The organism is Enterobacter sp. WPR_3_1, from assembly GCF_003635055.1.
GTDB lineage: Bacteria > Pseudomonadota > Gammaproteobacteria > Enterobacterales > Enterobacteriaceae > Enterobacter > Enterobacter ludwigii.
The window spans coordinates 57127-81580 of record NZ_RBXU01000014.1 but is presented as its reverse complement, the minus strand read 5'-3'; the positions used below and the strand labels follow the sequence as shown (position 1 = coordinate 81580).

Here is a 24454-nt window from a genome sequence, read left to right as displayed (position 1 = left end):
TCAGTAATGGCCAATATCGAGATCTACACCAAAGCAACGTGCCCGTTCTGCCACCGTGCAAAAGCGCTTCTGAACAGCAAAGGCGTAGCGTTCAAAGAACTGCCGATTGACGGTGACGCGATTAAACGCGAAGAGATGATCCAACGTAGTGGTCGTACGACGGTTCCGCAGATTTTTATTGATGCGCAGCACATTGGCGGCTGTGATGACTTGTATGCGCTCGATGCCCGTGGTGGACTCGATCCGCTGCTGAGCTAAGAGACTTTAGGACAATTAAAAAGGGTTTTTCCATGTCAGAACAAAACAACACCGAAATGACTTTCCAGATCCAGCGTATCTACACCAAGGATGTCTCTTTCGAAGCGCCAAATGCGCCACACGTTTTCCAGAAAGATTGGCAGCCAGAGGTTAAACTTGATCTTGATACCGCATCTACCCAACTGGCGGATGACGTGTATGAAGTCGTACTGCGTGTGACTGTTACTGCCTCTCTGGGCGAAGAGACTGCATTCCTGTGTGAAGTTCAGCAGGGCGGCATCTTCTCCATCGGCGGCATCGAAGGCAACCAGATGGCGCACTGCCTGGGTGCATACTGCCCGAACATTCTGTTCCCGTATGCTCGCGAATGCATCACCAGCCTGGTTTCTCGCGGTACATTCCCGCAACTGAACCTTGCGCCAGTTAACTTTGATGCGCTGTTCATGAACTATCTGCAGCAGCAAGCTGGCGAAGGTACTGAACAACATCAGGATGCCTGATGAGCACTCTTAATGCGTCAATGACTGTGATCGGTGCCGGTTCATACGGCACCGCTCTTGCCATCACGCTGGCAAGAAATGGTCACGAAGTGGTTCTCTGGGGCCACGACCCAAAACATATCGCGACGCTGCAACGCGACCGTTGCAACGTGGCGTTCCTCCCGGACGTTCCGTTCCCAGACTCCCTGCACCTTGAAAGTGACCTTGCGACCGCGCTGGCGGCCAGCCGCAACATTCTGATTGTGGTGCCGAGCCATGTGTTTGGCGAAGTGCTGCGTCAGATCAAGCCGCTGATGCGCCCTGATGCGCGCATTGTATGGGCCACCAAAGGGCTGGAAGCCGAAACCGGACGCCTGTTGCAGGATGTCGCCCGCGAAGCGCTGGGTGATGACATCCCGCTGGCGGTTATCTCGGGGCCGACGTTTGCTAAAGAGCTGGCCGCTGGCCTGCCGACGGCGATCTCGCTGGCATCAACCGATCAGGCCTTCTCCGACGATCTTCAGCATTTGCTGCACTGCGGCAAAAGCTTCCGCGTTTACAGCAACCCCGATTTTATCGGCGTACAGCTGGGCGGTGCGGTGAAGAACGTGATTGCGATCGGCGCCGGAATGTCCGACGGGATTGGTTTTGGTGCCAACGCACGTACCGCACTGATTACGCGCGGCTTAACCGAGATGTCCCGCCTTGGCGCAGCACTGGGTGCCGATCCGACCACCTTCATGGGCATGGCGGGCCTGGGCGATCTGGTGCTGACCTGTACCGACAACCAGTCCCGTAACCGCCGCTTTGGCATGATGCTCGGTGAGGGCATGGATGTGAAAGGCGCGCAGGAGAAGATTGGTCAGGTGGTTGAAGGCTATCGCAATACCAAAGAAGTTCGCGAATTGGCGCACCGTTTTGGTGTCGAAATGCCAATAACCGAGGAAATTTATCAGGTATTGTATTGCGGAAAAAATGCGCGCGAGGCAGCATTGACCTTATTAGGTCGTTCGCGCAAGGATGAGCGCAGCAGTAACTAGTCGCAGGGATTCTTGTTAGCACTATGACCCGGCCAGCACAGAACTGGCCGGTCATTAACATGTCGTCTGGAGTAAGCAATGCCGTGTGAAGAACTGGATATCGTCTGGAACAATATTAAAGCTGAAGCCCGGGCTTTGGCTGACTGCGAGCCAATGCTGGCCAGTTTCTATCATGCGACGCTACTCAAGCACGAAAACCTCGGCAGCGCCCTGAGCTATATGCTCGCCAATAAACTGGCTTCCTCGATTATGCCCGCCATCGCCATTCGTGAAGTGGTGGAAGAGGCCTATGCCGCTGACCCTGAAATGATCGCTTCTGCTGCCTGTGATATCCAGGCCGTGCGCACGCGTGACCCGGCGGTGGACAAATACTCTACGCCGTTGCTGTATCTGAAGGGCTTTCATGCCTTGCAGGCTTATCGCATCGGCCACTGGCTGTGGAATGAAGGCCGCCGCGCGCTGGCTATCTTCCTGCAAAACCAGGTTTCCGTAACCTTCCAGGTGGATATTCACCCGGCCGCGAAAATTGGCCGCGGGATCATGCTTGACCACGCCACCGGCATTGTCGTCGGTGAAACCGCGGTGATTGAAGATGACGTTTCGATTCTGCAGTCGGTCACGTTAGGCGGTACCGGTAAAACCAGCGGCGATCGCCATCCGAAAATCCGTGAAGGGGTGATGATTGGCGCGGGCGCCAAGATCCTCGGCAACATCGAAGTGGGTCGTGGTGCGAAGATTGGCGCCGGTTCGGTTGTTCTGCAGCCTGTTCCGCCGCACACGACTGCCGCTGGCGTACCGGCACGTATTGTCGGTAAACCAGACAGCGACAAACCGTCGATGGATATGGATCAGCACTTCAACGGTATTCACCATACGTTTGAGTATGGTGACGGTATTTAACTTCTGAGAATGGCGCCCGGGTATCCCAGCTGGCGCCATGCTTCATACACCACCACCGACACCGCATTTGACAGATTCATGCTGCGGCTGTCCGGCATCATCGGAATACGAATCTTCTGCTCAGCGGGCAGGGCATCAAGAATGGTGGCCGGCAGGCCGCGCGTTTCCGGGCCAAACATCAGATAATCACCGTCCTGATAGCGCACGGCGCTATGTGCCGGCGTACCTTTGGTGGTCAGGGCGAACATGCGCTGTGGGTTTTCGCTTTCCAGAAACGCGGCGTAATCATGATGGCGAACCACGGCCGTAAATTCATGATAATCCAGCCCCGCGCGGCGCAGACGTTTGTCGTCCCACGTAAAACCCATCGGCTCGATGATATGCAGACGAAAACCGGTGTTGGCGCACAGGCGGATAATATTGCCGGTATTCGGCGGAATTTCTGGTTCGAATAAAACGATGTTAAGCATGCTGCCCCCTTAATTGCGGGGGCAGAATAGCAGAAACCGGGCCGCTTATGCGACGCCGAGATCCTGCGAGCGGCAACGCAGCATTTTGTAGAAGGTTGCCGCGGCCGCCAGCAGGGCGGGCAGGCTAAGGATCATCAAAATACTGTCTGCCTGCCACTGCATTGAGAGAAGCTGCGCGCTGGTCATGATGCCCGCCACGCCACCAAAGCGGCCAATGCCCTGCATCCAGGCAATGCCCGTTGCGCGACACTCGGTAGGATAAAAGGTGGCTGCCAGCGTCTGCATTCCCGATTGCGCGCCGTTCATCGCGATCCCCATCAGGAAAATCAAGCCGCCAAACAGGGCGATATGGTTATGTTCAATGCCGAGCGCCAGAATGAGCAGCATGGTCAGGACAAAGCCACCTGCGACCACTTTGTGTGCCTCCCAGCGATCCATCATCCAGCCCGCGAGAAGGATGCCTGCGGTACCGCCGAAGGTGAACAGCGAGGTGAGCCATGCGGATTCCGCGAGGGGATAGCCCATCCCCAGCATCAGTGTCGGCATCCAGCTAAGCAGAACGTAATAAATCACCAGCCCCATAAAATAGGTTACCCATAGCATCAGGGTACCAGGCAGCCAGGGCTGTGAAAACAGCTGTGCTACGCTCCCTTTTTTGGCGGCGACCCGATCCTCTGCGAGAAAGAAACCGGTGACGCCGTCGAGGGTCGTGCGGGCGAAACGGCTGGCGATACGGCGGATCTGCATCATGTCTTTCCCGCGCTGCACCAGGTATTTCACCGATTCCGGTAAAAACAGCATCAGCAGCAGCGTTAATATCAGCGGTGCTATCGCGCCGGTCAGCAGTACGCTTCGCCAGCCATGATGCGGGATAAGCCAGGATGATATCGCCCCACCGCCGGCCGCGCCCAGCGGGAAGCCGCAGTACATGGTATTAATCGCCATGGCGCGACAGCGCTGAGGGGCAAACTCTGAGATGAGGGTGATGGCGTTCGGCATGGCGGCACCCAGCCCCAGGCCCGTCAGAAACCGCCATAGCGTCAGGGTGTTAAGGCTTTGTGCCCAGGCCGTCCCCAGGCTTGAAAGGCCGAAGAACAGACAAGAAAAGACCAGTACGCGCTTGCGGCCTATCCGGTCCGATACCGGGCCTGCGACCAGCGCTCCCAGCGACAGCCCGAGCAGTGCTGCGCTCAGTACCGGTCCCAGATCCTGTTTGTGTATGCCCCATTCCGCCGACAGCGTGGGCGCAATGTAGCCCATTGCTGCGGTATCGAAACCATCGATCGCCAGCACCAGAAAGCCCAGCACGATGAGCACCCAGTGAAACCCGGAAAAGGGACTGTCGTCGATCACCTGCTGAATATCCACCTGACCTGAATATCTCATACGCTCCCCTCTGATGTGATGGTGTTTTTGTGTTCTTGTATTTGCTTGTATATACAATTGCGTGCGGCACAGGTATGTCAAATTTTCTTATCCAATATGTTACCTGGATGTTATTTTTGACAAAAAAAAGCGCCCGAGGGGAGTTCGGACGCGAGGAGAGGGGAAGGGGAATCAGACGGGCGTCAGGCTGCGTCACCCTGGGCAAGCGGTGCCAGTGCGGTGGGTAATTTACCCAACTCCTGCACCAGGGAGTCCTTGCTGATTTCGCGAATCGTTTTTGCGCCGGTCAACGTCATCGCCACTTTCATCTCTTTTTCGATCAGATTGAGCAGATTCGCCACCCCTGCCTGACCAGCCGTAGCCAGTGCATAAAGATATGCGCGTCCGAGCAATACGCTGTCTGCGCCAAGGGCAATCATACGCACCACGTCAAGCCCGTTGCGGATACCGCTGTCGGCGAGGATAGCGATATCACCTTTCACCGCATCGGCAATCGCCGGCAGTGCGCGTGCGGAAGAGAGTACCCCGTCAAGCTGACGTCCGCCGTGGTTAGAGACCACAATACCGTCAGCGCCAAAGCGCACGGCATCGCGGGCATCTTCCGGGTCGAGGATCCCTTTGATCACCATCGGGCCGTCCCAGAATTCGCGGATCCACTCCAGGTCTTTCCACGAGATGGACGGATCGAAATTATTCGCCAGCCAGCCGATGTAATCTTCCAGCCCGGTGGGTTTACCGAGATAGGCCGAGATATTCCCCAGATCGTGCGGGCGACCATTCACACCGACATCCCAGGCCCATTGCGGGTGCGTTACCGCCTGCCAGTAGCGACGCAGGGCAGCATTTGGGCCGCTCATCCCGGAGTGGGCATCACGGTAACGGGCGCCAGGCGTCGGCATATCAACGGTAAAGACCAGCGTTGAACAGCCCGCGGCTTTGGCACGCTCCAGCGCATTGCGCATAAAGCCGCGATCGCGCAGGACGTACAGCTGGAACCACATCGGACGCTGGAGGGTCGGGGCCACTTCTTCAATCGGGCAGACGGAGACGGTGGATAGGGTAAACGGAATACCTTTGGCATCCGCCGCCGCTGCCGCCTGGACTTCACCCCGGCGGGCGTACATGCCGCACAAACCGACTGGTGCAAGGGCCACCGGCATGGAAAGCGTTTCGTTAAACAGCGTTGTCTCAAGGCTCAGCTCAGACATATCTTTCAGCACGCGCTGGCGCAGCGCCACTTCCGACAGATCTTCCACGTTGCGGCGCAGGGTGTATTCGGCATATGCCCCGCCGTCGATATAGTGGAACAGGAATGGCGGCAAAATGCGCTGCGCCGCGGCGCGATAGTCACTGGCTGCTGAAATAATCATGCTTTGTTCTCCCTGGAAATATCACTGTCGCCAGGCAGACGGGTAATACGCGCCTGTCGGGCCTGATCTTCATCGAATCGTTTAATGGTGGTGTGCACGAACCCCAGATGCGCCATCATCGCTTTGCGCGCGGCCTCTGCATCCCCGGCCAGAATGGCGTTGAGTACCGCCTCGTGCTGTTCGGTCAGTTGGGCAAATACCGGCGGGACCAGATACATACGCTGGCGGCTCTGCTTCACGGAGGATTGCAGCAGGTCGAAGAAACCGCGCATGGTCTGGAGCAGAACGACGTTGTGCGATGCTTCGGCAATCGCCAGATGAAACCGCACGTCCGCCTGCGAGGCGATGTCCGGGTCGCTGCTTTGGGTGGCGTCAAAGCAGGCTTTGAGCTTCTCTTTGTCGGCTTCAGTGGCCCGCATGGCCGCATGCCAGGCGGTACTGGTTTCGATGGCGTGCCGCGCTTCAATGATGTCGAAGCTGTAGTCCGGGTCGTTTTCCATCAACGTTTTAAGCGGCTGCACGATGTTTTGCTCGGACCAGTCATCGTGCTGCCAGCGGACAAAGGTGCCGCCGCCCCGACGGCTTACCAGTACCCCTTCGCTGACCAGCGTCGCCAGCGCCTCACGCAGTGAGTTACGAGATACACCCAGTTGGGCGGCGAGCTGGCGCTCGGCGGGCAATTTCATGCCCGCTTCCAGCTGTTGTTCTTCAATCAGCGCCCGTACGCGAGAGGCAATCTCGTCGGACAGGCGTCTGGGCATGACTATCATGGGATCATCCAGGTTAAGACATAGGCCTGCAGGGTCGTGATCACCCCGACCATACAGGTGAATATCAGGCTGTGTTTCACGGTAAAGCGGAACAGGTCCGACTCTTTACCGACCAGTCCCACCGCCGCACAGGCAATGGCGATGGATTGCGGTGAGATCATCTTGCCGGTCACGCCGCCAGTAGTATTGGCGGCCACCAGAAGGATGTCCGACACGCCAATCTGCTGGGCTGCCGTCGCCTGCAGGGCCGCAAACAGGGCGTTAGATGAGGTATCTGAACCGGTCAGGAACACCCCCAGCCAGCCGAGGAACGGCGAGAAGAACGTGAAGGCGTGGCCGGTATGCGCCAGCGCAAGCGCCAGTGTCGATGACAGGCCGGAATAGTTCGAGATAAACGCGAACGCCAGCACCATGCCGATGGAGTAGATCGGCAGCATCAGCTCCTTAATGGTAGCCGCAAAAGTCTGAACTGCAGCCGCTGGCTTCATGCGTAACCACACCACAGACAGGATAGCGGCAAACAGGATTGCGGTGCCGGTTGCCGAGAACCAGTCAAATTTATACACCGCGGCATACGGCGTGGCGGCGTGCACCACGGGCGGCATACGGGCGACCATTTTGTCGAGGAACGGCACGGAGATGTTAATGACCATCTCATACAGTGCGCCACCCGGTGCGAACAGGGCCTTAAACGGTGGAATACTCCAGAGCGTAACCGTGGCGGTCAGGAACAGGAACGGAGACCATGCGCGAATGATTTGTCCCGCGGTATAACCGGTACGTGCCAGAGTTTGATCGACGTGTGAAGCACCCATATCGGCGAAACGGAAGATGCGTACTGGCTGCCAGCGTTTCAGGAACAGCGTCAGGCAGACCAGCGACACCAGTGAAGAGATAATGTCCGGCAATTCGGGGCCGAGGAAATTCGAGCTGAGAAACTGGGCAATGGCAAACGAGCCGCCAGCGACGACCACCGCAGGCCATGTCTCTTTAACGCCGCGCCAGCCATCCATAATCGCCATGATCCAGAACAGCACGATGATGGTCAGGAACGGCAGCTGACGGCCAACCATCTGGCCAATTTCAAAGCTGTCCAGACCGGTGACCTGCCCGGCGACCAGAATCGGGATCCCCATCGCACCAAACGCCACCGGCGCGGTGTTAACGATCAGACAAAGACCTGCGGCGTAAAGCGGGTTGAACCCCAGCCCGACTAACAGCGCCGCGGTGATGGCAACCGGTGCGCCAAACCCGGCCGCCCCTTCCAGAAAGGCCCCGAAGGAGAAACCGACAATCAGCATCTGCAGACGCTGGTCCGGGGTAATGGAAAGTATCGATGAGCGGATAATGTCGAACTGCCCGGTTTTCACCGAGATTTTGTAGACAAAGACCGCCGCGATGATAATCCACGCAATCGGCCACAGGCCGTAGAAGAAACCATAGACGACGGAGGCCAGCGCGCGATCGACCGGCATTTTATAGAAGAACAGTGCCACCATCAGCGCAATGGCAACGGTGTACGTCGCGGCCAGGTATCCCTTCAGCTTGAGCTTAATCAGCGCAAAGAAGAAGAACAGGATCGGAAGCGATGCGATCAGGCTCGACAGCCAGATATTGCCAGCCGGATCGTAGTTTTGTTGCCAGAGGCTCATGCAGGTCTCCTGAGGACCAGACAGTCTGCGTAGCGGGTGAGTCTCCGCTCATCTCTGCGTCACAAACTGTGTAAAAGTGGTCCTGCCAATATTGTGTTGTAGGGTGAATGACAATAAATGGTTAACCAGTTGTTATGAGTCGGCAATGATTTTGTGAGGGGAATTAGTGGAATTGTGAACCAGGAAAGTGATTATCGGGAGATTGGTTGGGCCAATTTTAAGCGGTGAGGGGGGCGACGCGGTGTGGTTTTCGCCCTCTCGCCTGGGAGAGAGGGCGGGGGACGATCAAAACGCGGTCTTACAAAAACCCGTCATCTCTTTCAGACCCATTTCGCGACCAAGCTCGGTCATGGGATGAACCACCACCAGGCCACGGACGCTTTTCTTCAGCTTGCCCATGTCGGCCTGCTCTTTTTTAGTGATGGCACGGCGGTGCGGCATGCTCAACAGCTTTTGGGCTTCGTTGCTCAGCTTCTGGCCTTTGACTTCGCGCAGACGCTCGATTTCCGCTTCAAGCTTCTCACTCTCTTTCTCCAGCTCGGCATACTTCTCGGCGGATTCAACCAGCGAGAGACCAGCCATCTGGTGGCGGATCAGATCCAGACGGTCGCTCAGGCGTTTAATTTCGTTCTTTTCGACTTCTTTCATGACAAATAACTCTGAAAACGGGGAATTTACAGGGAAGGATACACCAATGTGAGCAGGCTTACTTCTGAAACGCTTTTTTTAAGCTGATTCGGGAAATCAGCTCAGTCAGGGAAAGGACCATCGTGGAACGGACAACCTGTTGATAACGCAGCTTTTGCATCGCGTATAGCTCAGGGTCACTGTTATCAAAATGGGGAGCAGGGGGAAGCGCGGTGACGCAGTGTAGCTCGCCGAAGGGGCCAAGGATCTCATCATCGGTAAAGGTGTACTCATTACCGTCATGATTTAACTCTTCACGCAGCGCCATCAGCAGCTCGGCATCTTCATACTCTTGTCGGTTCAACACGCCAAGACCATAAATCAGCTTCAGACGTACCGATAAATCGCCCAGCGGTCCGTCTCCGTCCAGTAACGGTTCTACAGCATATTTTACCGCGTAGTCGTCTTTGCGAAACACCTGAAGTACCAGAATATTCACCGCCTCGGTTAGCAACTCGACGGCGGCAATCAGGAAACTTCGTACGGTTTTGCCAGCATTCAGACGCTCAAGCACACGATTTTCAAAGGCCTGGGTTTGTTCCATTATTGCCTGCATATCTGACAATCTGTTATTTGGGCGCAGGCTATCCTGCGCCGCACTCTGCATCATTTGATTGCGTTGTAAGCGTTCACCGCCTCCACAACCACGTCGCTGTTGGCATCCAGACCCGAGATCTGCGCCAGCGCACCCTGCGGGCCTTTATCGTTAATCAGCTGAGCCAGCTCCTGCGCCTGTGGATCCTGTTCGCTGCGGTAATGCATCGCGGCGGCAATCCCTTTCACCAGGTTGGCGTGCGCAAGACCATACTCCAGCGTGCCCAGCAGCGGTTTAATCAGGCGATCGCCCGCGCTCAGTTTACGCAGTGGCTGACGGCCTACGCGCTCAACGTCATCTTTCAGATACGGGTTTTCAAAACGACCGAGGATTTTCTGGATGTATGCTGCATGTTTCTCAGCATCAAAACCGTAGCGTTTGATCAGCACCGCGCCGCTCTCTTCCATTGCCCCTTTAACCACTGCACGGATGCTCTCATCGAGGATCGCGTCACGAATGGTCTGATGACCGGCCAATTTTCCGAGGTACGCGGTTATAGCATGCCCGGTGTTCAGCGTGAAGAGTTTACGTTCGACAAAGGCCATCAGGTTATCGGTTAATTCCATCCCCGGAATGGTTGGCAGCGCGCCTTTAAACTGGGTTTTATCGACGATCCACTCGCTGAAGGTTTCCACGGTCACTTCCAGCGGATCGTGGGTGGCGGATTCTGATGGCGGAACGATACGGTCAACGGCGGAATCCACAAAGCCGACGTGCGCTTCCACCCAGGCTTTATCTTCGTCCGCGACGGCGGCGAGCACATGGCCTTTCAGCTGCGTGGTGCCGCGCACCATGTTTTCACAGGCGATGATGTTCAGCGGTGTGTCGATGCCCTGCGCTTTACGTTTTGCCAGGCCTTTCGCCACCGCAGGGGCAATGCGCTCAAGCACCACCGGGCCAACGGCCGTGGTCACCAGATCGACACTGGCGATGAGGTCGATAACGTCTTCGCCAATGCTGCTTACCGCATTAACGCCAGACACCGTCTCAACCTGCTCGTTTTCGCCTACCACGTGTACCTGATAGCTATGACGGGCATTCAGGGCATCCAGGACTACCTGATTCACATCGGCGAATGTCAGCGTAATGCCTGCGTCTGCCAGCAGTTTACCGATAAAGCCACGACCGATATTACCTGCGCCAAAATGTAATGCTTTCATAGTATTAACCTTAATCAATGTTTTTACCCGAGAGGGCTGGGGTGAGGCTTTGCCCTCACCCTAACCCTCTCCCCACAGGGGGAGAGGGAAGAGGTTCCGTTACTTGTTCAACAGCGCCAGCACTTCTTCCACGCTGGTGGTGTTGGCCAGACGTTCAATGACAGAGTCGTCATCCAGCGCGTTGGTCAGGCTGGTAATCACCTGGATGTGCTCGTTGTTGCGAGCGGCGATACCAATCACCAGGCGGGCGATGTCGTCTTCTTCTTCACCGAAGCGTACACCATCCGGATACTGGCAGAACACCACGCCGGTTTTCAGTACGCGGTCTTTCGCTTCAACCGTACCGTGTGGAACCGCAATGGATTCACCCAGATAGGTTGGGGTCAGTTTTTCACGCTCCAGCATCGCGTCAACGTATTCAGGCTGCACGTAGCCGCCTTTCACCAGCTGTTCACCGGCAAAGCGAATCGCCTCTTCCTTGTGGGACGCCGTGCGGCCCAGGAAGATGTTTTCTGCGCCCAGGCGGAACAGGTGGCTGTCGTTCGCGTCAAAGCTGTCTTTCAGGCTGTCGCGGACTTTGACTTCATTATCTTCATGACGCTGCGCGGCCACCAGACGTTCGGTCAGGTCGGTGTACAGGCCGCTGTCCAGGAAGTTGGTCAGCGAAATGTGCTGTGCCTGAGGAACCTGACGCATCGCACGTTCGGTCAGATCGCGGTGCGTAATCACCAGGTCAACATCTGCAGGCAGGCTGTTGATGGCGCTGTTGGTGACGGAGATGTTGGTCAGACCCGCATCCTGCACTTTCTTACGCAGTACGCCGGCACCCATGGCGCTGGAACCCATACCCGCGTCACAGGCCACGATGATTTTACGTACGTGGCTCAGGTCGTTAGAGACATCGCCCGCCGCCAGCGGCGTTGCGCCTTTTGATTCGGCTTTCATGTCATGCATACGACGGGTTGCCGCTTCGATATCGTCATCTTCTTTCACTTTGCTGGTTTTCAGCAGGATAGAAGAGACCACGAAGGAGACGGCCATTGCCGCACAGATGGCTGCGATGTTAGCGAAATAGGCACCTTTCGGGGTCATCGCCAGAACCGCCAGGATGGAGCCTGGAGAGGCCGGAGAAACCAGACCACCGCCCAGCACGCTCAGGGTGAACACGCCCGTCATACCGCCGAGGATAACGGCCAGGATCAGACGTGGGTTCATCAGCACGTAAGGGAAGTAAATTTCGTGGATACCGCCCAGGAAGTGGATGATAGCCGCACCGCCCGCAGACTGTTTCGCACTGCCGCGACCAAAGAACATGTACGCCAGCAGAACACCCATGCCCGGGCCCGGGTTGGCTTCAATCAGGAAGAAGATGGACTTGCCGAGGTCATGAGACTGCTGAATGCCCAGCGGTGAGAAGATACCGTGGTTAATGGCGTTGTTGAGGAACAGGATTTTCGCCGGTTCAACAAAGATAGACGCCAGCGGCAGCATGTCGTGCGCAACCATGAAGTTAACGCCTGCCGCCAGAACTTTGGACAGCACTTCAACCGCAGGGCCAATGCCGAGGAACGCCAGAATCGCGAGGATCATACCGATGATGCCCGCAGAGAAGTTGTTCACCAGCATTTCGAAGCCGGATTTGATCTTGCCATCAACCCAGACGTCGAATTTCTTAATTGCCCAGCCGCCCAGAGGGCCCGCAATCATTGCACCGAGGAACATCGGCATATCCGCACCGACGATAACCCCCATCGTCGTGATGGCACCCACAACGCCACCACGGTCTCCACCCACCAGACGACCCCCGGTAAACCCGATAAGCAGCGGCAGCAGGTAGGTAATCATTGGGCCAACAAGTTTCGCCAGCGTTTCGTTAGGCAACCACCCTGTCGGAATGAACAACGCAGTGATGATACCCCACGCGATAAACGCGCCGATATTTGGCATCACCATATTGCTGAGGAAACGACCAAAGCTTTGAACTTTGATCTTGAAATCGGATGACATAAAACACCCCTTCTTCTGTTTACGCTTAGGCTTGCGGCCCGAGGTTTATTGTTAATGAGGCGGCAGAGGTAGCCGGGCCCTGTTCTGATGCTGTGAAATCTGGCACTGAATCGTTCAACTGTCCAGACGACGGAAATTTGTGTGATATGAATCACGTAAATGTAGGGGGTGCAGACATGAATGAAGTGATCTTCGTCACAAAAATGGTGGATAAAAAAAATACGATGGCGATAAATAAAGCAAAAGCCACCCACTTCTGTGATGTAAATCACATTTGGTTGTCGTGAGTTTGTTTCTGGATTGTGACTAATTTCACAAAAAATTTTTATGCAGAATTCTCCGGATGTGATCGGCGACAAATTCTGCCTGGCGATTCAACGCCAGGATGTCATGAAGTCACACATAAAGCTAAAAAATGACTTTTCATGTGTGGTATGGCGAAAAGCAATAAGGTACGTTACGCTCATATTGTAAGGTTAAGTCTATTATTATTCAGGATATATTTTGACACGCTTATAAACTTGCATGGAGATATTATAAAAAACGATACTCCCCGGCTCTGAAATATAAGTACACCTCGTATTTATAAAAAATTAATTAGGTTGCGTTCCGTTTTATTAATTTAATGAGTTGACGTTGTTTAAGTGAGGAGAATATGTTTCTCAACTATTTTGCGCTGGGCGTATTGATTTTTGTATTTCTGGTTCTTTTTTACGGAATCATCGCCATCCATGATATTCCTTATAATATGGCCAAAAAACGGAATCATCCCCATGCGGATGCCATTCATACGGCGGGATGGATTAGCCTGTTTACGCTCCATGCGATTTGGCCGTTCCTGTGGATTTGGGCCACGTTGTACCGCGAAGATCGCGGCTGGGGGATGCAGAACCACATCTCAAAACCTGATGAGGTCCCGGGTATGGATGCTCTGACTAAACGTGTGGCCGAATTAGAACAAAAACTGGCAGCGGTACCTCCCACGGCTGACAAGAATACGCTGGAGCACTAATCATGGATCTGCTGATTATTTTGACCTATGTAGCCTTTGCCTGGGCCATTTTTAAAATATTCCGTATTCCGGTAAACCAGTGGACCCTCGCGACCGCAACATTAGGTGGGGTGTTTATTGTCGCCGGGCTTATCCTGTTGATGAACTATAACCATCCCTATACCTTTACGGCGCAAAAAGCGGTTATTTCCATTCCGATTACGCCGCAGGTTACTGGGGTAGTGAGTGAAGTTACCGATAAAAATAACCAGCTAATTAAAAAAGGCGAAGTGTTATTTAAACTTGATCCGGGCCGCTATCAGGCGCGCGTTGACAGACTGCAGGCCGACCTGGTCACCGCCACGCACAATATCGACAATCTCAAAGCGCAGCTTGCGGAAGCGGTCGCCAATACCACGCGCGTGTCCGCTGAACGTGACCGCCTGTATAAAGATTACCAGCGCTACCTGAAAGGCAGCCGCGCAAAGGTTAACCCGTTCTCTGAAAGCGATATCGACAACGCACGGCAAAACTATCTGGCGCAGGATGCGCTGGTAAAAGGCTCGGTGGCTGAACAGACGCAAATACAAAGTCAGTTAGACAGTATGGTCAACGGTGAGCAATCCCAGGTTGCTTCCCTGCGCGCTCAGCTTGCTGAAGCGAAATACAACCTGGATCAGACCGTGGTGCGTGCGCCGAGCAATGGCTATATCACGCAGGTGCTGATTCGTCCGGGGACCTATGCTGCCGCGCTGCCGCTGCGCCCGGTCATGGTCTTTATTCCTGAACAGAAACGCCAGATTGTGGCCCAGTTCCGTCAGAACTCGCTGCTGCGTCTGAAGCCGGGCGACGAAGCGGAAGTGGTCTTCAACGCGCTGCCGGGCCAGGTCTTCTCCGGCAAGCTCACCAGTATTCTGCCGGTGGTGCCGGGGGGGTCATACCAGGCGCAGGGTGCGTTGCAGTCGCTGACCGTGATCCCTGGTACCGATGGCGTATTAGGCACTATCGAGCTGGAGCCGAATGCTGATGTCGATGCGCTGCCCGACGGCATTTATGCTCAGGTGGCGGTCTATTCGGATCACTTTGCTCACGTCTCGGTAATGCGTAAGGTGCTGCTGCGTATGACCAGCTGGATGCACTACCTCTATCTCGATCACTAACCCCTTCAGGGCAGGAATGCGACACGCATACCTGCCCTTTTTTCATCGCTTGATCCATACTGACTTTTTTCGGCATCAAGGATCAGGCAATGAAACTTATCGGCAGCTACACCAGTCCCTTCGTGCGAAAAATCTCGATTCTCCTGCTGGAGAAAGGGATTGAATTCGAGTTCGTCAATGAACAGCCTTATCACGCTGAAAACGGTGTGGCGCAGTACAACCCGCTGGGAAAAGTGCCGACGCTGGTAACAGACGAAGGCCAGTACTGGTTTGATTCCCCCATTATTGCGGAGTACATCGAGCTGCTCGGCGTGGCCCCGGCGATGTTACCGGCCGATCCAAACGCGGCGCTGGCAATGAAGCAAATTGAAGCGCTGGCCGACGGTATTATGGATGCGGCGTTAACGTCCGTACGCGAGCAGGCAAGACCCGCCGCCCAGCAGTCTGAAACGGAACTGTTACGCCAGCGTGAAAAAATCAGCCGCAGCCTGGACTGGTGCGAACAGCTTATCCGGGAGGGAAAAATTCAACCCGATAGCCTGAACCTGGCAACGATAGCCATTGCCTGCGCCATCGGTTATCTCAATTTCCGCCGCGTTTCCCCCGGCTGGTGCGTCGACCGTCCATTGCTGGTGAAGCTTGCAGAAACACTCTTTCAGCGCGAGAGCTTTGCCCGTACCGAACCGCCAAAGGCTTGATGCGGGTTATAACACTTCGCAGCAGGAGGCGGTACAATCCCTTCTTATGTTGACTCCCTCTCCCGTCGGGAGGGGGGATGATATTTACTCGCCAGGCGCTTTCATGACAACTCATCACTCCCTGTACAGCCAGATCCCTGCAACCGACCGTCTTCTTCGCGAGCCGCGCGTGCATGCTGCCGTTGCGCGGTTCGGCCATACCGCGACGGTTGAAATATTACGTCTGCTTCAGGACGAAGCCCGCAGCCATATTCAGACAGAAAATGCATTGCCGGACTGGTGTGCGGCGTGGGGGCAGGAAGTGGAGCTGAGGCTCGAGGAGAAAGCACAAAGCGCGTTACGCCCGGTCATCAACCTGACGGGAACCGTGCTGCACACCAACCTTGGTCGCGCTCAACAGGCAGAAGAGGCCGTCGCTGCGGTCGTGCAGGCCATGCGTTCCCCCGTGACGCTTGAGTACGATCTGGACGGCGCAGGGCGCGGACATCGCGATCGGGCGCTGGCAGACCTGCTCTGCGAGCTGACCGGCGCGGAAGATGCCTGCATCGTGAATAACAACGCGGCGGCGGTACTGTTAATGCTGGCAGCGACCGCCAGCGGTAAAGAGGTGGTGGTTTCCCGTGGCGAGCTGGTCGAGATTGGCGGTGCGTTTCGCATTCCGGATGTTATGCGCCAGGCGGGCTGTACCCTGCATGAAGTGGGCACCACCAACCGCACGCATGCAAAAGATTATCGCGCGGCAGTGAATGAAAATACCGGGCTGCTGATGAAGGTCCACACCAGTAATTACCAGATAGCCGGATTCACAAAAACCGTTGAAGAGGCGGAGCTGGCGGAGCTGGGCCGTGAGCTGGGTGTGCCGGTGGTGGCCGACCTCGGTAGCGGTTCGCTGGTCGATCTGAGCCAGTACGGTCTGCCAAAAGAGCCCATGCCGCAGGAGATGATTGCGGCGGGCGTCAGTCTCGTGAGTTTCTCCGGCGACAAACTGCTCGGCGGCCCGCAGGCGGGGATTATCGTGGGTAAACGTGCGCTTATTGCGAAGCTGCAGCAGCACCCGCTCAAGCGTGCACTGCGAGCCGATAAAATGACGCTTGCTGCGCTGGAAGCGACGCTGCGCCTTTATCTCTACCCGGAAAAACTGGCTGAACGGCTGCCCACGCTGCGCCTGCTGGCCCGTGATGCCGCCTCAATTCGCGCCCAGGGTGAGCTTCTCTTGCCACACATTGCGCCGCACTACCCCGATTTTGACGTGCGCCTTGAAGCTTGTCAGTCGCAGATCGGCAGCGGTTCACTGCCGGTGGACAGGCTGCCCAGCGCGGCGCTCACGTTTACACCCCGTGACGGGCGCGGCAGCCAGCTTGACGCTTTGTCGGCGCTCTGGCGTGCCTTGCCAGCACCGGTTATCGGGCGCATTTACGATGGCCGAATGTGGCTGGATCTACGCTGTCTTGAAGATGAAGCGCGATTTCTGGAGATGCTGTTGAAATGATTATTGCCACCGCCGGTCACGTCGACCACGGAAAAACCACCTTATTACAGGCCCTGACCGGGGTGAATGCCGATCGTCTGCCGGAAGAGAAAAAACGCGGCATGACCATCGATCTGGGCTATGCCTACTGGCCTCAGCCTGATGGCCGGGTGCTGGGTTTTATTGATGTACCGGGACACGAGAAGTTTCTTTCTAACATGCTGGCGGGCGTCGGTGGCATCGATCATGCTCTGCTGGTAGTGGCCTGTGATGACGGCGTGATGGCGCAAACGCGTGAACATCTGGCAATTTTACAGCTGACGGGCAACCCGCAGCTGACCGTTGCGCTGACCAAAGCTGACCGCGTCGATGAGGCGCGACTCAACGCGGTGCGCGAAACCGTACAGGCGACCTTGCGGGAGTATGGATTTGCCGATGCGCCATTGTTCGTCACCGTGGCGACAGAAGGGCGCGGTATTGACGAACTTCGCCACCATTTGCAGCAGCTTCCCTCACGCGAGCATGCCAGCCATCATCGTTTCCGTCTGGCGATCGACCGGGCCTTTACCGTTAAAGGCGCGGGGCTGGTGGTCACCGGTACCGCGCTGAGCGGTGAAGTGAACGTGGGCGATACCTTATGGCTCACGGGTGCCAACGCCCCGATGCGTGTGCGCGGTTTGCATGCGCAGAACCAGCCCGTAGAGCATGCCCATGCCGGGCAGCGGATCGCGCTCAATATTGCGGGCGATGCGGAAAAAGAGAAGCTTAACCGTGGCGACTGGCTGCTGGCCGGTGCACCGCCAGAGCCTTCTGAGCGGGCGATCGTCGCCCTGCAGACGCATGTGCCGCTGACCCAATGGCAGCCGCTGCATATCCACCACGCGGCCAGCCATATCACCGGGCGCGTGTCACTGCTGGAAAACGACCTTGCCGAACTGGTTTTCGATTCGCCACTGTGGCTCGCGGATAATGACCGTCTGGTACTGCGTGACATTTCGGCCCGGGAGACGCTGGCCGGGGCGCGGGTGGTCACGCTCAACCCGCCGCGTCGCGGCAAGCGCAAGCCGGAGTATCTGCAATGGCTGGGAGCGCTGGCGCAGGCCGCGGATGATAAAGCCGCGTTGCTTGTTCATCTTGAGCGCGGTGCCGTCAATCTGAACGATTTCGCATGGGCTCGTCAGCTCAGCGCGGAAGGATTACGCCTGCTGACCCAGGAGCCCGGCTTTATTCAGGCGGGTAACAATTTACTGAATGCCCCGGTCGCAGCATGCTGGCAGCGCAAGGTACTGACCACGCTCGCCACTTACCATGAACAGCATCAGGATGAACCCGGCCCGGGACGTGAACGCCTGCGACGCATGGCGTTGCCGATGGAAAACGATGCGCTGGTGCTGCTGCTGATTGAAAACATGCGCGAAAGTGGGCTGATAAAAAGCCACCACGGCTGGCTGCATCTGCCGGATCACAAAGCCGGGTTCAACGCCGGGCAAGAGGCGATATGGCAGAAAGTGGCTCCGCTGTTTGGCGACGAGCCGTGGTGGGTTCGCGATCTCGCACGTGAAACGAATACCGACGAACAGGTGATGCGCCAGGTGTTGCGCCATGCGGCGCAGCAGGGATTAATCGTCGCGATCGTGAAAGATCGTTATTACCGTAACGATCGCATTGTGGCGTTTGCTAACCTGATCCGCGAGCTGGATCAGGCGCGAGGCACGACCTGCGCAGCAGATTTCCGCGATCGGCTGAACGTCGGGCGCAAGCTGGCGATTCAGATCCTGGAATATTTCAACCGCATCGGCTTTACCCGTCGTCGTGGCAACGATCATTTATTGCGGGATTCGTTATTATTTCCTGAAACTCCGTGACCCCCGTCGTAAACACCGTTACCGGCTGGCGAGAAAATCGCCAGCCGGAACTACCCTTGTTGTACACCAACAGCAAGGAGACGGTCATGACAAACAATCCTCCCTCATCGCGTATCCAGCCTGGCGAGTATGGTTTTCCCCTCAAGCTGAAGCCCCGTTATGAAAATTTTATCGGCGGCGACTGGGTTGCACCCGTCGACGGCGAATACTATTCCAATCTGACGCCTGTTACCGGCCAGCCGCTGTGTGAGATAGCCAGCTCCGGCAAGGGGGATATCGACCTGGCACTGGACGCCGCGCACAAAGCCAAAGACAAATGGGGGCATACCTCTGTTCAGGACAGAGCGGCGATATTGTTCAAAATCGCTGACCGGATGGAACAGAACCTGGAGCTGCTGGCAACGGCGGAAACCTGGGATAACGGTAAGCCAATCCGTGAAACGATGGCGGCAGACGTGCCGCTGGCCATTGACCACTTCCGCTATTTTGCCTCCTGTATTCGCGCTCAGGAGGGCGGAATTAGCGAGGTAGACAGCGACACCGTGGCGTACCACTTCCACGAACCGCTGGGCGTGGTGGGGCAGATCATTCCGTGGAACTTCCCGTTGCTGATGGCGAGCTGGAAAATGGCGCCCGCCCTGGCGGCGGGTAACTGCATTGTGCTCAAACCGGCCCGCCTGACCCCGCTGTCAGTCCTGCTGCTGATGGAAGTCATTGGCGACCTTCTCCCGCCAGGCGTGATTAACGTGGTGAACGGGGCGGGGGGTGAGATAGGGGAATATCTGGCGACCTCAAAGCGGATCGCCAAAGTCGCGTTTACCGGGTCGACGGAAGTGGGTCAGCAGATCATGCAGTACGCGACCCAGAACATCATTCCAGTGACCCTGGAGCTGGGCGGTAAATCGCCGAACATTTTCTTCGCCGACGTCATGGAGGAAGAGGATGCCTTCTTCGATAAAGCCCTGGAAGGCTTTGCGCTGTTTGCTTTTAACCAGGGTGAAGTCTGTACCTGCCCAAGCCGCGCGCTGGTGCAGGAGTCTATCTATGAGCGCTTTATGGAGCGAGCCATTCGCCGCGTCGAGTCTATCCGCAGCGGTAACCCGCTTGATAACGTGACCCAGATGGGCGCGCAGGTCTCGCACGGGCAGATGGACACTATCCTCAACTACATTGATATCGGCAAGAAAGAAGGGGCGGATGTCCTGACCGGCGGTCGGCGTAAAATGCTGGGCGGCGATCTGCAGGACGGATATTACCTGGAGCCGACGATCCTGTTCGGCAAAAACAACATGCGCGTCTTCCAGGAGGAAATTTTCGGACCGGTGCTGGCCGTCACCACCTTCAAAACGATGGAGGAGGCGCTGGAGATTGCTAACGATACGCCGTATGGCCTCGGGGCTGGCGTCTGGAGCCGCAACGGTAATCTGGCTTATAAAATGGGGCGGGGCATTCAGGCCGGGCGCGTGTGGACCAACTGCTACCATGCTTACCCGGCGCACGCGGCCTTTGGGGGCTATAAGCAGTCGGGCATCGGGCGTGAAACCCACAAGATGATGCTGGAGCATTATCAGCAGACGAAATGCCTGCTGGTGAGTTATTCCGATAAACCACTGGGGCTGTTCTAACCCTCCAGCTCAGGTTGCCCCTGGGCAGCCTGAGCAATTTGCTGACGCAGGCAGTTCAGTACGCCGTCCAGAATGTACTGCACGCGCCAGGGCTGGTATTCACGTTTGCGGAATATTGCCGTCAGGTCGAGCCACCACTCTTCCTGATGCGGGAAGCAGGGAACCAGAGAACCACTCTTAAGTTCTTTTTTCAGGCTTTCTTTCGGCGCAAAAACAATACCGAGATTATTTCGGGCCAGTTCCAGCGCCGTCTGCGTATTGTCGCAAATATAATTTCCGGTCACTCTGTAATCATATACGGTCTCACTGCCGTGGACGCGAAAACGCCAGATGTTCGCCTCATCCACCAGCATCGAGTCTATTAAAATACAGGAGTGATTCATTAAATCTTCAGGTCCAGTTAAGGGGTGGTTTTTCAAATATTCTTCAGTGGCAAATGCCGTGACGGAATATTTCGTTAATACACTGGCGACCAGACTTTCATCTTTCGGCTGAGCATAGGTAATGAGAATATCGCAATCATCGGGGAACGAGACCCCTTCGGAATATTCATTACGATCCAGGTTGTACGTTTTTAACGAGATACGGATATCACCGATGTCCTCAATCTGATGGATCACGTGTCGCGCCAGATACATCACGATACCCGTTGGGGCGTAAATGGTCACTTTTCCGCGCTTCTCATGCTTATAATCAGCAATGAAATTAATGAGCTGGCTATTTTTATCCAGCGTGGCGTCAATGTAGGGGAGTAACGCTTCGCCAAACTGGGTTAGCGCCAGTTGACGGGTCGTGCGCTCAAATACCTTAAGACCGACACGCGTTTCAAAATCAGAAAGGTATTTACTGACGTTAGCCTGTGCCATGCCCAGCAGGGCTGCGGCATCGCCAATACTGTGGGTGGCTGCGATGACGGAAATAATTTTTAACTCGCGTGGTTTTAGCTGGAACTTATTCATCATGCGCACCCATCTATATGTTTTTATATATAATATTATATAAACTGCAGCGTTGCATTGGCAAATTTGTAACCATTATTATTCGCCTCGCTTGTTTGGCGTCTAAATGGATTACATGTAATGACTATTAAATACAATTTACTCATCGCAGCCACGTTATTTGCAACATCATCTGCAATGGCTGGTGACTTTTCACTTGGGGCGGGGGCTGTATTTAATGAGTCGCCTTATAAAGGTTATAACGAAAATACCACGGCGGTACCGTTAATTAGCTATGAAGGCGACCGGTTTTATATTCGCCAGACCACCGGCGGATGGATCCTGTGGAAAGACGAAAAAAATGAATTCAGTATGACCGCATCGTGGATGCCACTGCGATTTGATCCTGAAGATAACGACGACGCTCAGATGAAACACCTCGATGAGCGTAAAGCATCAGTGTTTCTCGGCGGGGCGTACTACCGCCATGAACACTGGGGCTCGCTGAAAGTGGCGGTCTCGGGTGATGCGATGGATGAGAGCGGCGGCGTGATCGGTGAAATCTCATACTTCCGTCCGGTTCGGATGGAACGTCTGACGCTGACGCCATCGGTAGGTATTTTCTACAGCGACGAAAGCTATATCGATTACTACTACGGTGTATCCGGCAATGAGTCTCGCCGCTCAGGCCTCAATGAATACACCGCAGGTGATAGCTGGACGCCGTATGTGGGTCTTGCGGCTAAATATCAGTTAACCCAGAATCTGTTTATCAACGCCAGCGCGGTCTATACCGTGTTACCTGACGACGTGAAGAACAGTCCGATGATCGACCGCGAAGACAGTTTCGCGCTGATGACCGGCATGTCCTGGCGTTTCTGATCTAAAGCCGGGTGGCGATTGCCTACCCGGCCTCGGTTTTTATCTCCCGCGCCTGTGGGAGAGGGTTGGGGTGAGGCTGACAGGACAGATGCCTTCAGGCCTCATCCACCCAAATCCGCATTTCGCCTTCTCCCCGGTTTGCCCAGCTGAACCACGGAATAAAGGTCAACGTCCGGGGCTGGCGCTTCACCGGGGCGCGATCGTACTGCCACAGTGCCTGCGTGCCTTCCTCATCAGCGTGACGCGCGATGCCCTCCGCCTGAATCAGTATCTTGTGCGCAAAGATCCCTTTTCCTTCAAAGACCCGAAATTCGCTCTGCTCAGGCAGGGAGAGGTTATGCAGGTTCGCGCCATTGTCGGCCTCTTCCAGGCAGTAGACCAGCGGGCCACGCTGCAGCGCGACTTTGCCGGCCTGCTGGCGTACCAGCGGGTTACCGTACACGCGCCGGACCGGCATGGGTAAGGTCAGCGTAAGGGTATCTCCCTCCTGCCAGCGGCGGGTGAGGTACAGATACCCCCGGGAGACATCACCCGTGACCCTTTCGCCGTTCAGTGACACGGCCGGGCTTGTGCACCAGTCCGGTAAACGTAGTGCCAGCGTGTGGGTCACCGAGACAGGTGAGGTGATCTCGATGTTGACCTCTTCCTGCCATGGATAATTACCGCTAATCCGTAGCTGTAAGGTGCCCTCATCTACCGGTATGGCGACGTCGTTCCCCACATAGAGGTTGATAAAGAGCGCGTCCTGACGAACGGTATAGAGATAGTGGCCCAGCGAAGTGAGCACGCGGGCAATATTGGGCGGGCAACAGGCGCAGCCGAACCAGCGCTGGCGAACCGGCTTAACGTGGTCGTAGACATGATTAAATGCCAGCGTTTTAGGGTGTACCTCCAGCGGGTTCACATAGAAGAAATGTTTACCGTCCAGCGCCATGCCGCCCAGTACCGTGTTGTATAAGGCACGCTCCATCACGTCGGCGTACTGGCTGTCCGCTTCCATCTCCAGCATCCGGCGGGCAAACATCATCAGGCCAATGGAGGCGCAGCTTTCGGCATATACCGTATCGTTAGGCAAATCGTAATCGCTGCTGAAGGCTTCGCCACTGCTTTGCGAGCCGATCCCGCCGGTAATATAGAGCTGTCGCTGGGCCATGTTATTCCACAGCCGCAGGCAGTCCTGGCGTTTACCCTCGTCATGACTCAGGCGAGCAAGATGCGCCATGCCCGCCATCAGATAGACAAATCGAACCGCGTGGCCGATGGCGGTGTGTTGTTCGGCAAGCGGTTGATGCGCCTGGCTATAGGCTTTGTCCTTGACCATCCACGCCGGGCCGTACGTGTTCCAGTACGATGTCCGGCCCCGTTTCTCATATTCGATATCGTAGAAATGGGGCTGTGTGCCGCGCGTGTCGATAAAATATTTCACAAGGGCCAGGTAACGCGGTTCCTGAGTGACGTCGTAAAGCCGCATCAGCGCCAGCTCAATTTCCGGATGGCCCGGATAACCGTGAAGCTGCTCCTCGCCGGGGCCAAAGACCCGATCGATATGGTCCGCCAGTTTGCATACCACCTCCAGCAGACGGCGTTTTCCGGTTCCCTGAAAATAGGCCACGCCAGCTTCAATCATATGTCCGGCGCAGTACAGTTCGTGGCATTCGGCGAGATTCGTCCAGCGCTCACCGGGTGCTTTCACCGTGAAGTAGGTGTTGAGATAGCCATCGTCGCACTGCGCCGCCGCAATCAGCTCAATCACCTCATCGGCGGTTTTTTCACGTTCCGGGTCGGGCTTCTGGCACAACGACCACGCGACGGCTTCCAGCCATTTCGCCACGTCGCTGTCCTGAAACACCATCCCATAGAACTCCCCTTTTTCCAGCCCAGCCGCAATGCGGAAGTTGGTGATGGCGTGACTCGGTTCGGCTTCGGTAACGCGATCGTTTAGCGCATCCCACTGGTAGGGGATCACCACATCACGCACCAGCCGCTGATACTGACCGAGAAACGGGTCGTTGATGTTCAGTGTGTGCAGGTCGGCTTCCATTATGGACATGTC

Annotated in this window: 22 protein-coding genes; 11 read left to right on the top strand and 11 right to left on the bottom strand. The window is 55.9% G+C overall.

What is annotated here, in order from left to right; all coding sequences use genetic code 11:
• The first annotated feature begins 6 nt into the window (after window positions 1–6).
• The 4 genes from grxC (at window position 7) to cysE (ending at window position 2677) form a co-directional block, all read left to right on the top strand.
• The gene (gene grxC, locus BJ887_RS20005) at window positions 7–258 is read left to right on the top strand and encodes a glutaredoxin 3 (RefSeq protein ID WP_014168078.1); all 252 of its coding nucleotides are present in this window, start codon (window positions 7–9) and stop codon (window positions 256–258) included.
• Window positions 259–290: 32 nt separating this feature from the next.
• Window positions 291–758: a protein-export chaperone SecB gene (gene secB / locus BJ887_RS20000; RefSeq protein WP_014168079.1), complete on the top strand. Its 468-nt coding sequence runs from the start codon at window positions 291–293 to the stop codon at window positions 756–758.
• The gene (gene gpsA, locus BJ887_RS19995) at window positions 758–1777 is read left to right on the top strand and encodes an NAD(P)H-dependent glycerol-3-phosphate dehydrogenase (protein WP_014168080.1); all 1020 of its coding nucleotides are present in this window, start codon (window positions 758–760) and stop codon (window positions 1775–1777) included. The genes secB and gpsA overlap by 1 nt, the downstream gene beginning before the upstream one ends.
• Before the next feature lie 78 nt (window positions 1778–1855).
• Window positions 1856–2677, top strand: a complete 822-nt coding sequence (gene cysE, locus BJ887_RS19990; RefSeq protein WP_008502718.1) for a serine O-acetyltransferase — start codon at window positions 1856–1858, stop codon at window positions 2675–2677.
• On the opposite strand, the gene trmL is transcribed toward cysE, so the two are convergent.
• The 9 genes from trmL to BJ887_RS19945 form a co-directional block, all read right to left on the bottom strand.
• A complete protein-coding gene (trmL, locus tag BJ887_RS19985; protein ID WP_014168081.1) occupies window positions 2674–3147 on the bottom strand; it encodes a tRNA (uridine(34)/cytosine(34)/5-carboxymethylaminomethyluridine(34)-2'-O)-methyltransferase TrmL in 474 nt (157 codons plus the stop codon). The genes cysE and trmL overlap by 4 nt on opposite strands.
• Before the next feature lie 45 nt (window positions 3148–3192).
• Window positions 3193–4533, bottom strand: a complete 1341-nt coding sequence (locus tag BJ887_RS19980) for an aromatic acid/H+ symport family MFS transporter (RefSeq protein ID WP_121340332.1) — start codon at window positions 4531–4533, stop codon at window positions 3193–3195.
• A 182-nt stretch (window positions 4534–4715) separates the two neighbouring features.
• Complete coding sequence (lldD, locus tag BJ887_RS19975) at window positions 4716–5903, bottom strand: FMN-dependent L-lactate dehydrogenase LldD (protein ID WP_121340331.1); 1188 nt, start codon at window positions 5901–5903, stop codon at window positions 4716–4718.
• Entirely contained in the window at window positions 5900–6673 is a 774-nt protein-coding gene (lldR, locus tag BJ887_RS19970) for a transcriptional regulator LldR (protein ID WP_014168084.1), read from the bottom strand. The genes lldD and lldR overlap by 4 nt, the downstream gene beginning before the upstream one ends.
• The gene (lldP, locus tag BJ887_RS19965) at window positions 6670–8325 is read right to left on the bottom strand and encodes an L-lactate permease (RefSeq protein WP_121340330.1); all 1656 of its coding nucleotides are present in this window, start codon (window positions 8323–8325) and stop codon (window positions 6670–6672) included. The genes lldR and lldP overlap by 4 nt, the downstream gene beginning before the upstream one ends.
• A gap of 285 nt (window positions 8326–8610) precedes the next feature.
• Window positions 8611–8973: a YibL family ribosome-associated protein gene (locus BJ887_RS19960; RefSeq protein WP_014168086.1), complete on the bottom strand. Its 363-nt coding sequence runs from the start codon at window positions 8971–8973 to the stop codon at window positions 8611–8613.
• Window positions 8974–9031: 58 nt separating this feature from the next.
• Window positions 9032–9619: a mannitol operon repressor MtlR gene (gene mtlR / locus BJ887_RS19955; protein ID WP_025206446.1), complete on the bottom strand. Its 588-nt coding sequence runs from the start codon at window positions 9617–9619 to the stop codon at window positions 9032–9034.
• On the bottom strand, window positions 9619–10767 hold the full coding sequence (gene mtlD, locus BJ887_RS19950; protein ID WP_020882667.1) for a mannitol-1-phosphate 5-dehydrogenase: 1149 nt from the start codon (window positions 10765–10767) through the stop codon (window positions 9619–9621). Before mtlD ends, mtlR begins: the two co-directional genes overlap by 1 nt.
• 99 nt (window positions 10768–10866) lie before the next feature.
• On the bottom strand, window positions 10867–12774 hold the full coding sequence (locus tag BJ887_RS19945; RefSeq protein ID WP_121340329.1) for a PTS mannitol transporter subunit IICBA: 1908 nt from the start codon (window positions 12772–12774) through the stop codon (window positions 10867–10869).
• Window positions 12775–13429: 655 nt separating this feature from the next.
• Here BJ887_RS19945 and BJ887_RS19940 point away from each other — a divergent pair.
• The 6 genes from BJ887_RS19940 (at window position 13430) to BJ887_RS19915 (ending at window position 20581) form a co-directional block, all read left to right on the top strand.
• Window positions 13430–13786 carry a DUF3302 domain-containing protein gene (locus tag BJ887_RS19940; RefSeq protein WP_014168090.1) on the top strand — a complete coding sequence of 119 codons (357 nt, stop codon included), beginning with the start codon at window positions 13430–13432 and terminating at the stop codon, window positions 13784–13786.
• A 2-nt stretch (window positions 13787–13788) separates the two neighbouring features.
• Window positions 13789–14925 (top strand): HlyD family secretion protein, encoded by a 1137-nt coding sequence (locus BJ887_RS19935; RefSeq protein WP_014168091.1) that lies wholly within the window; start codon window positions 13789–13791, stop codon window positions 14923–14925.
• Window positions 14926–15014: 89 nt separating this feature from the next.
• Complete coding sequence (locus BJ887_RS19930) at window positions 15015–15623, top strand: glutathione S-transferase (RefSeq protein ID WP_050737633.1); 609 nt, start codon at window positions 15015–15017, stop codon at window positions 15621–15623.
• Between the two features lie 103 nt (window positions 15624–15726).
• Window positions 15727–17112, top strand: a complete 1386-nt coding sequence (gene selA / locus BJ887_RS19925; RefSeq protein ID WP_121340328.1) for an L-seryl-tRNA(Sec) selenium transferase — start codon at window positions 15727–15729, stop codon at window positions 17110–17112.
• Window positions 17109–18956 (top strand): selenocysteine-specific translation elongation factor, encoded by a 1848-nt coding sequence (selB, locus tag BJ887_RS19920; RefSeq protein ID WP_121340327.1) that lies wholly within the window; start codon window positions 17109–17111, stop codon window positions 18954–18956. The genes selA and selB overlap by 4 nt, the downstream gene beginning before the upstream one ends.
• 86 nt (window positions 18957–19042) lie before the next feature.
• A complete protein-coding gene (locus BJ887_RS19915) occupies window positions 19043–20581 on the top strand; it encodes an aldehyde dehydrogenase family protein (RefSeq protein WP_059305610.1) in 1539 nt (512 codons plus the stop codon).
• On the opposite strand, the gene BJ887_RS19910 is transcribed toward BJ887_RS19915, so the two are convergent.
• A complete protein-coding gene (locus BJ887_RS19910; RefSeq protein ID WP_059305611.1) occupies window positions 20578–21543 on the bottom strand; it encodes a LysR family transcriptional regulator in 966 nt (321 codons plus the stop codon). The two genes, BJ887_RS19915 and BJ887_RS19910, sit on opposite strands and share 4 nt — an antisense overlap.
• Window positions 21544–21660: 117 nt before the next feature.
• On the opposite strand from BJ887_RS19910, the gene BJ887_RS19905 reads away from it, so the two are divergent.
• Window positions 21661–22401 (top strand): MipA/OmpV family protein, encoded by a 741-nt coding sequence (locus BJ887_RS19905; RefSeq protein ID WP_121340326.1) that lies wholly within the window; start codon window positions 21661–21663, stop codon window positions 22399–22401.
• 94 nt (window positions 22402–22495) lie between these two features.
• Here the strand turns inward: BJ887_RS19905 and BJ887_RS19900 are convergent, their stop codons facing one another.
• Window positions 22496–24451, bottom strand: a complete 1956-nt coding sequence (locus tag BJ887_RS19900) for a glycoside hydrolase family 127 protein (protein WP_121340325.1) — start codon at window positions 24449–24451, stop codon at window positions 22496–22498.
• Window positions 24452–24454: the final 3 nt, after the last annotated feature.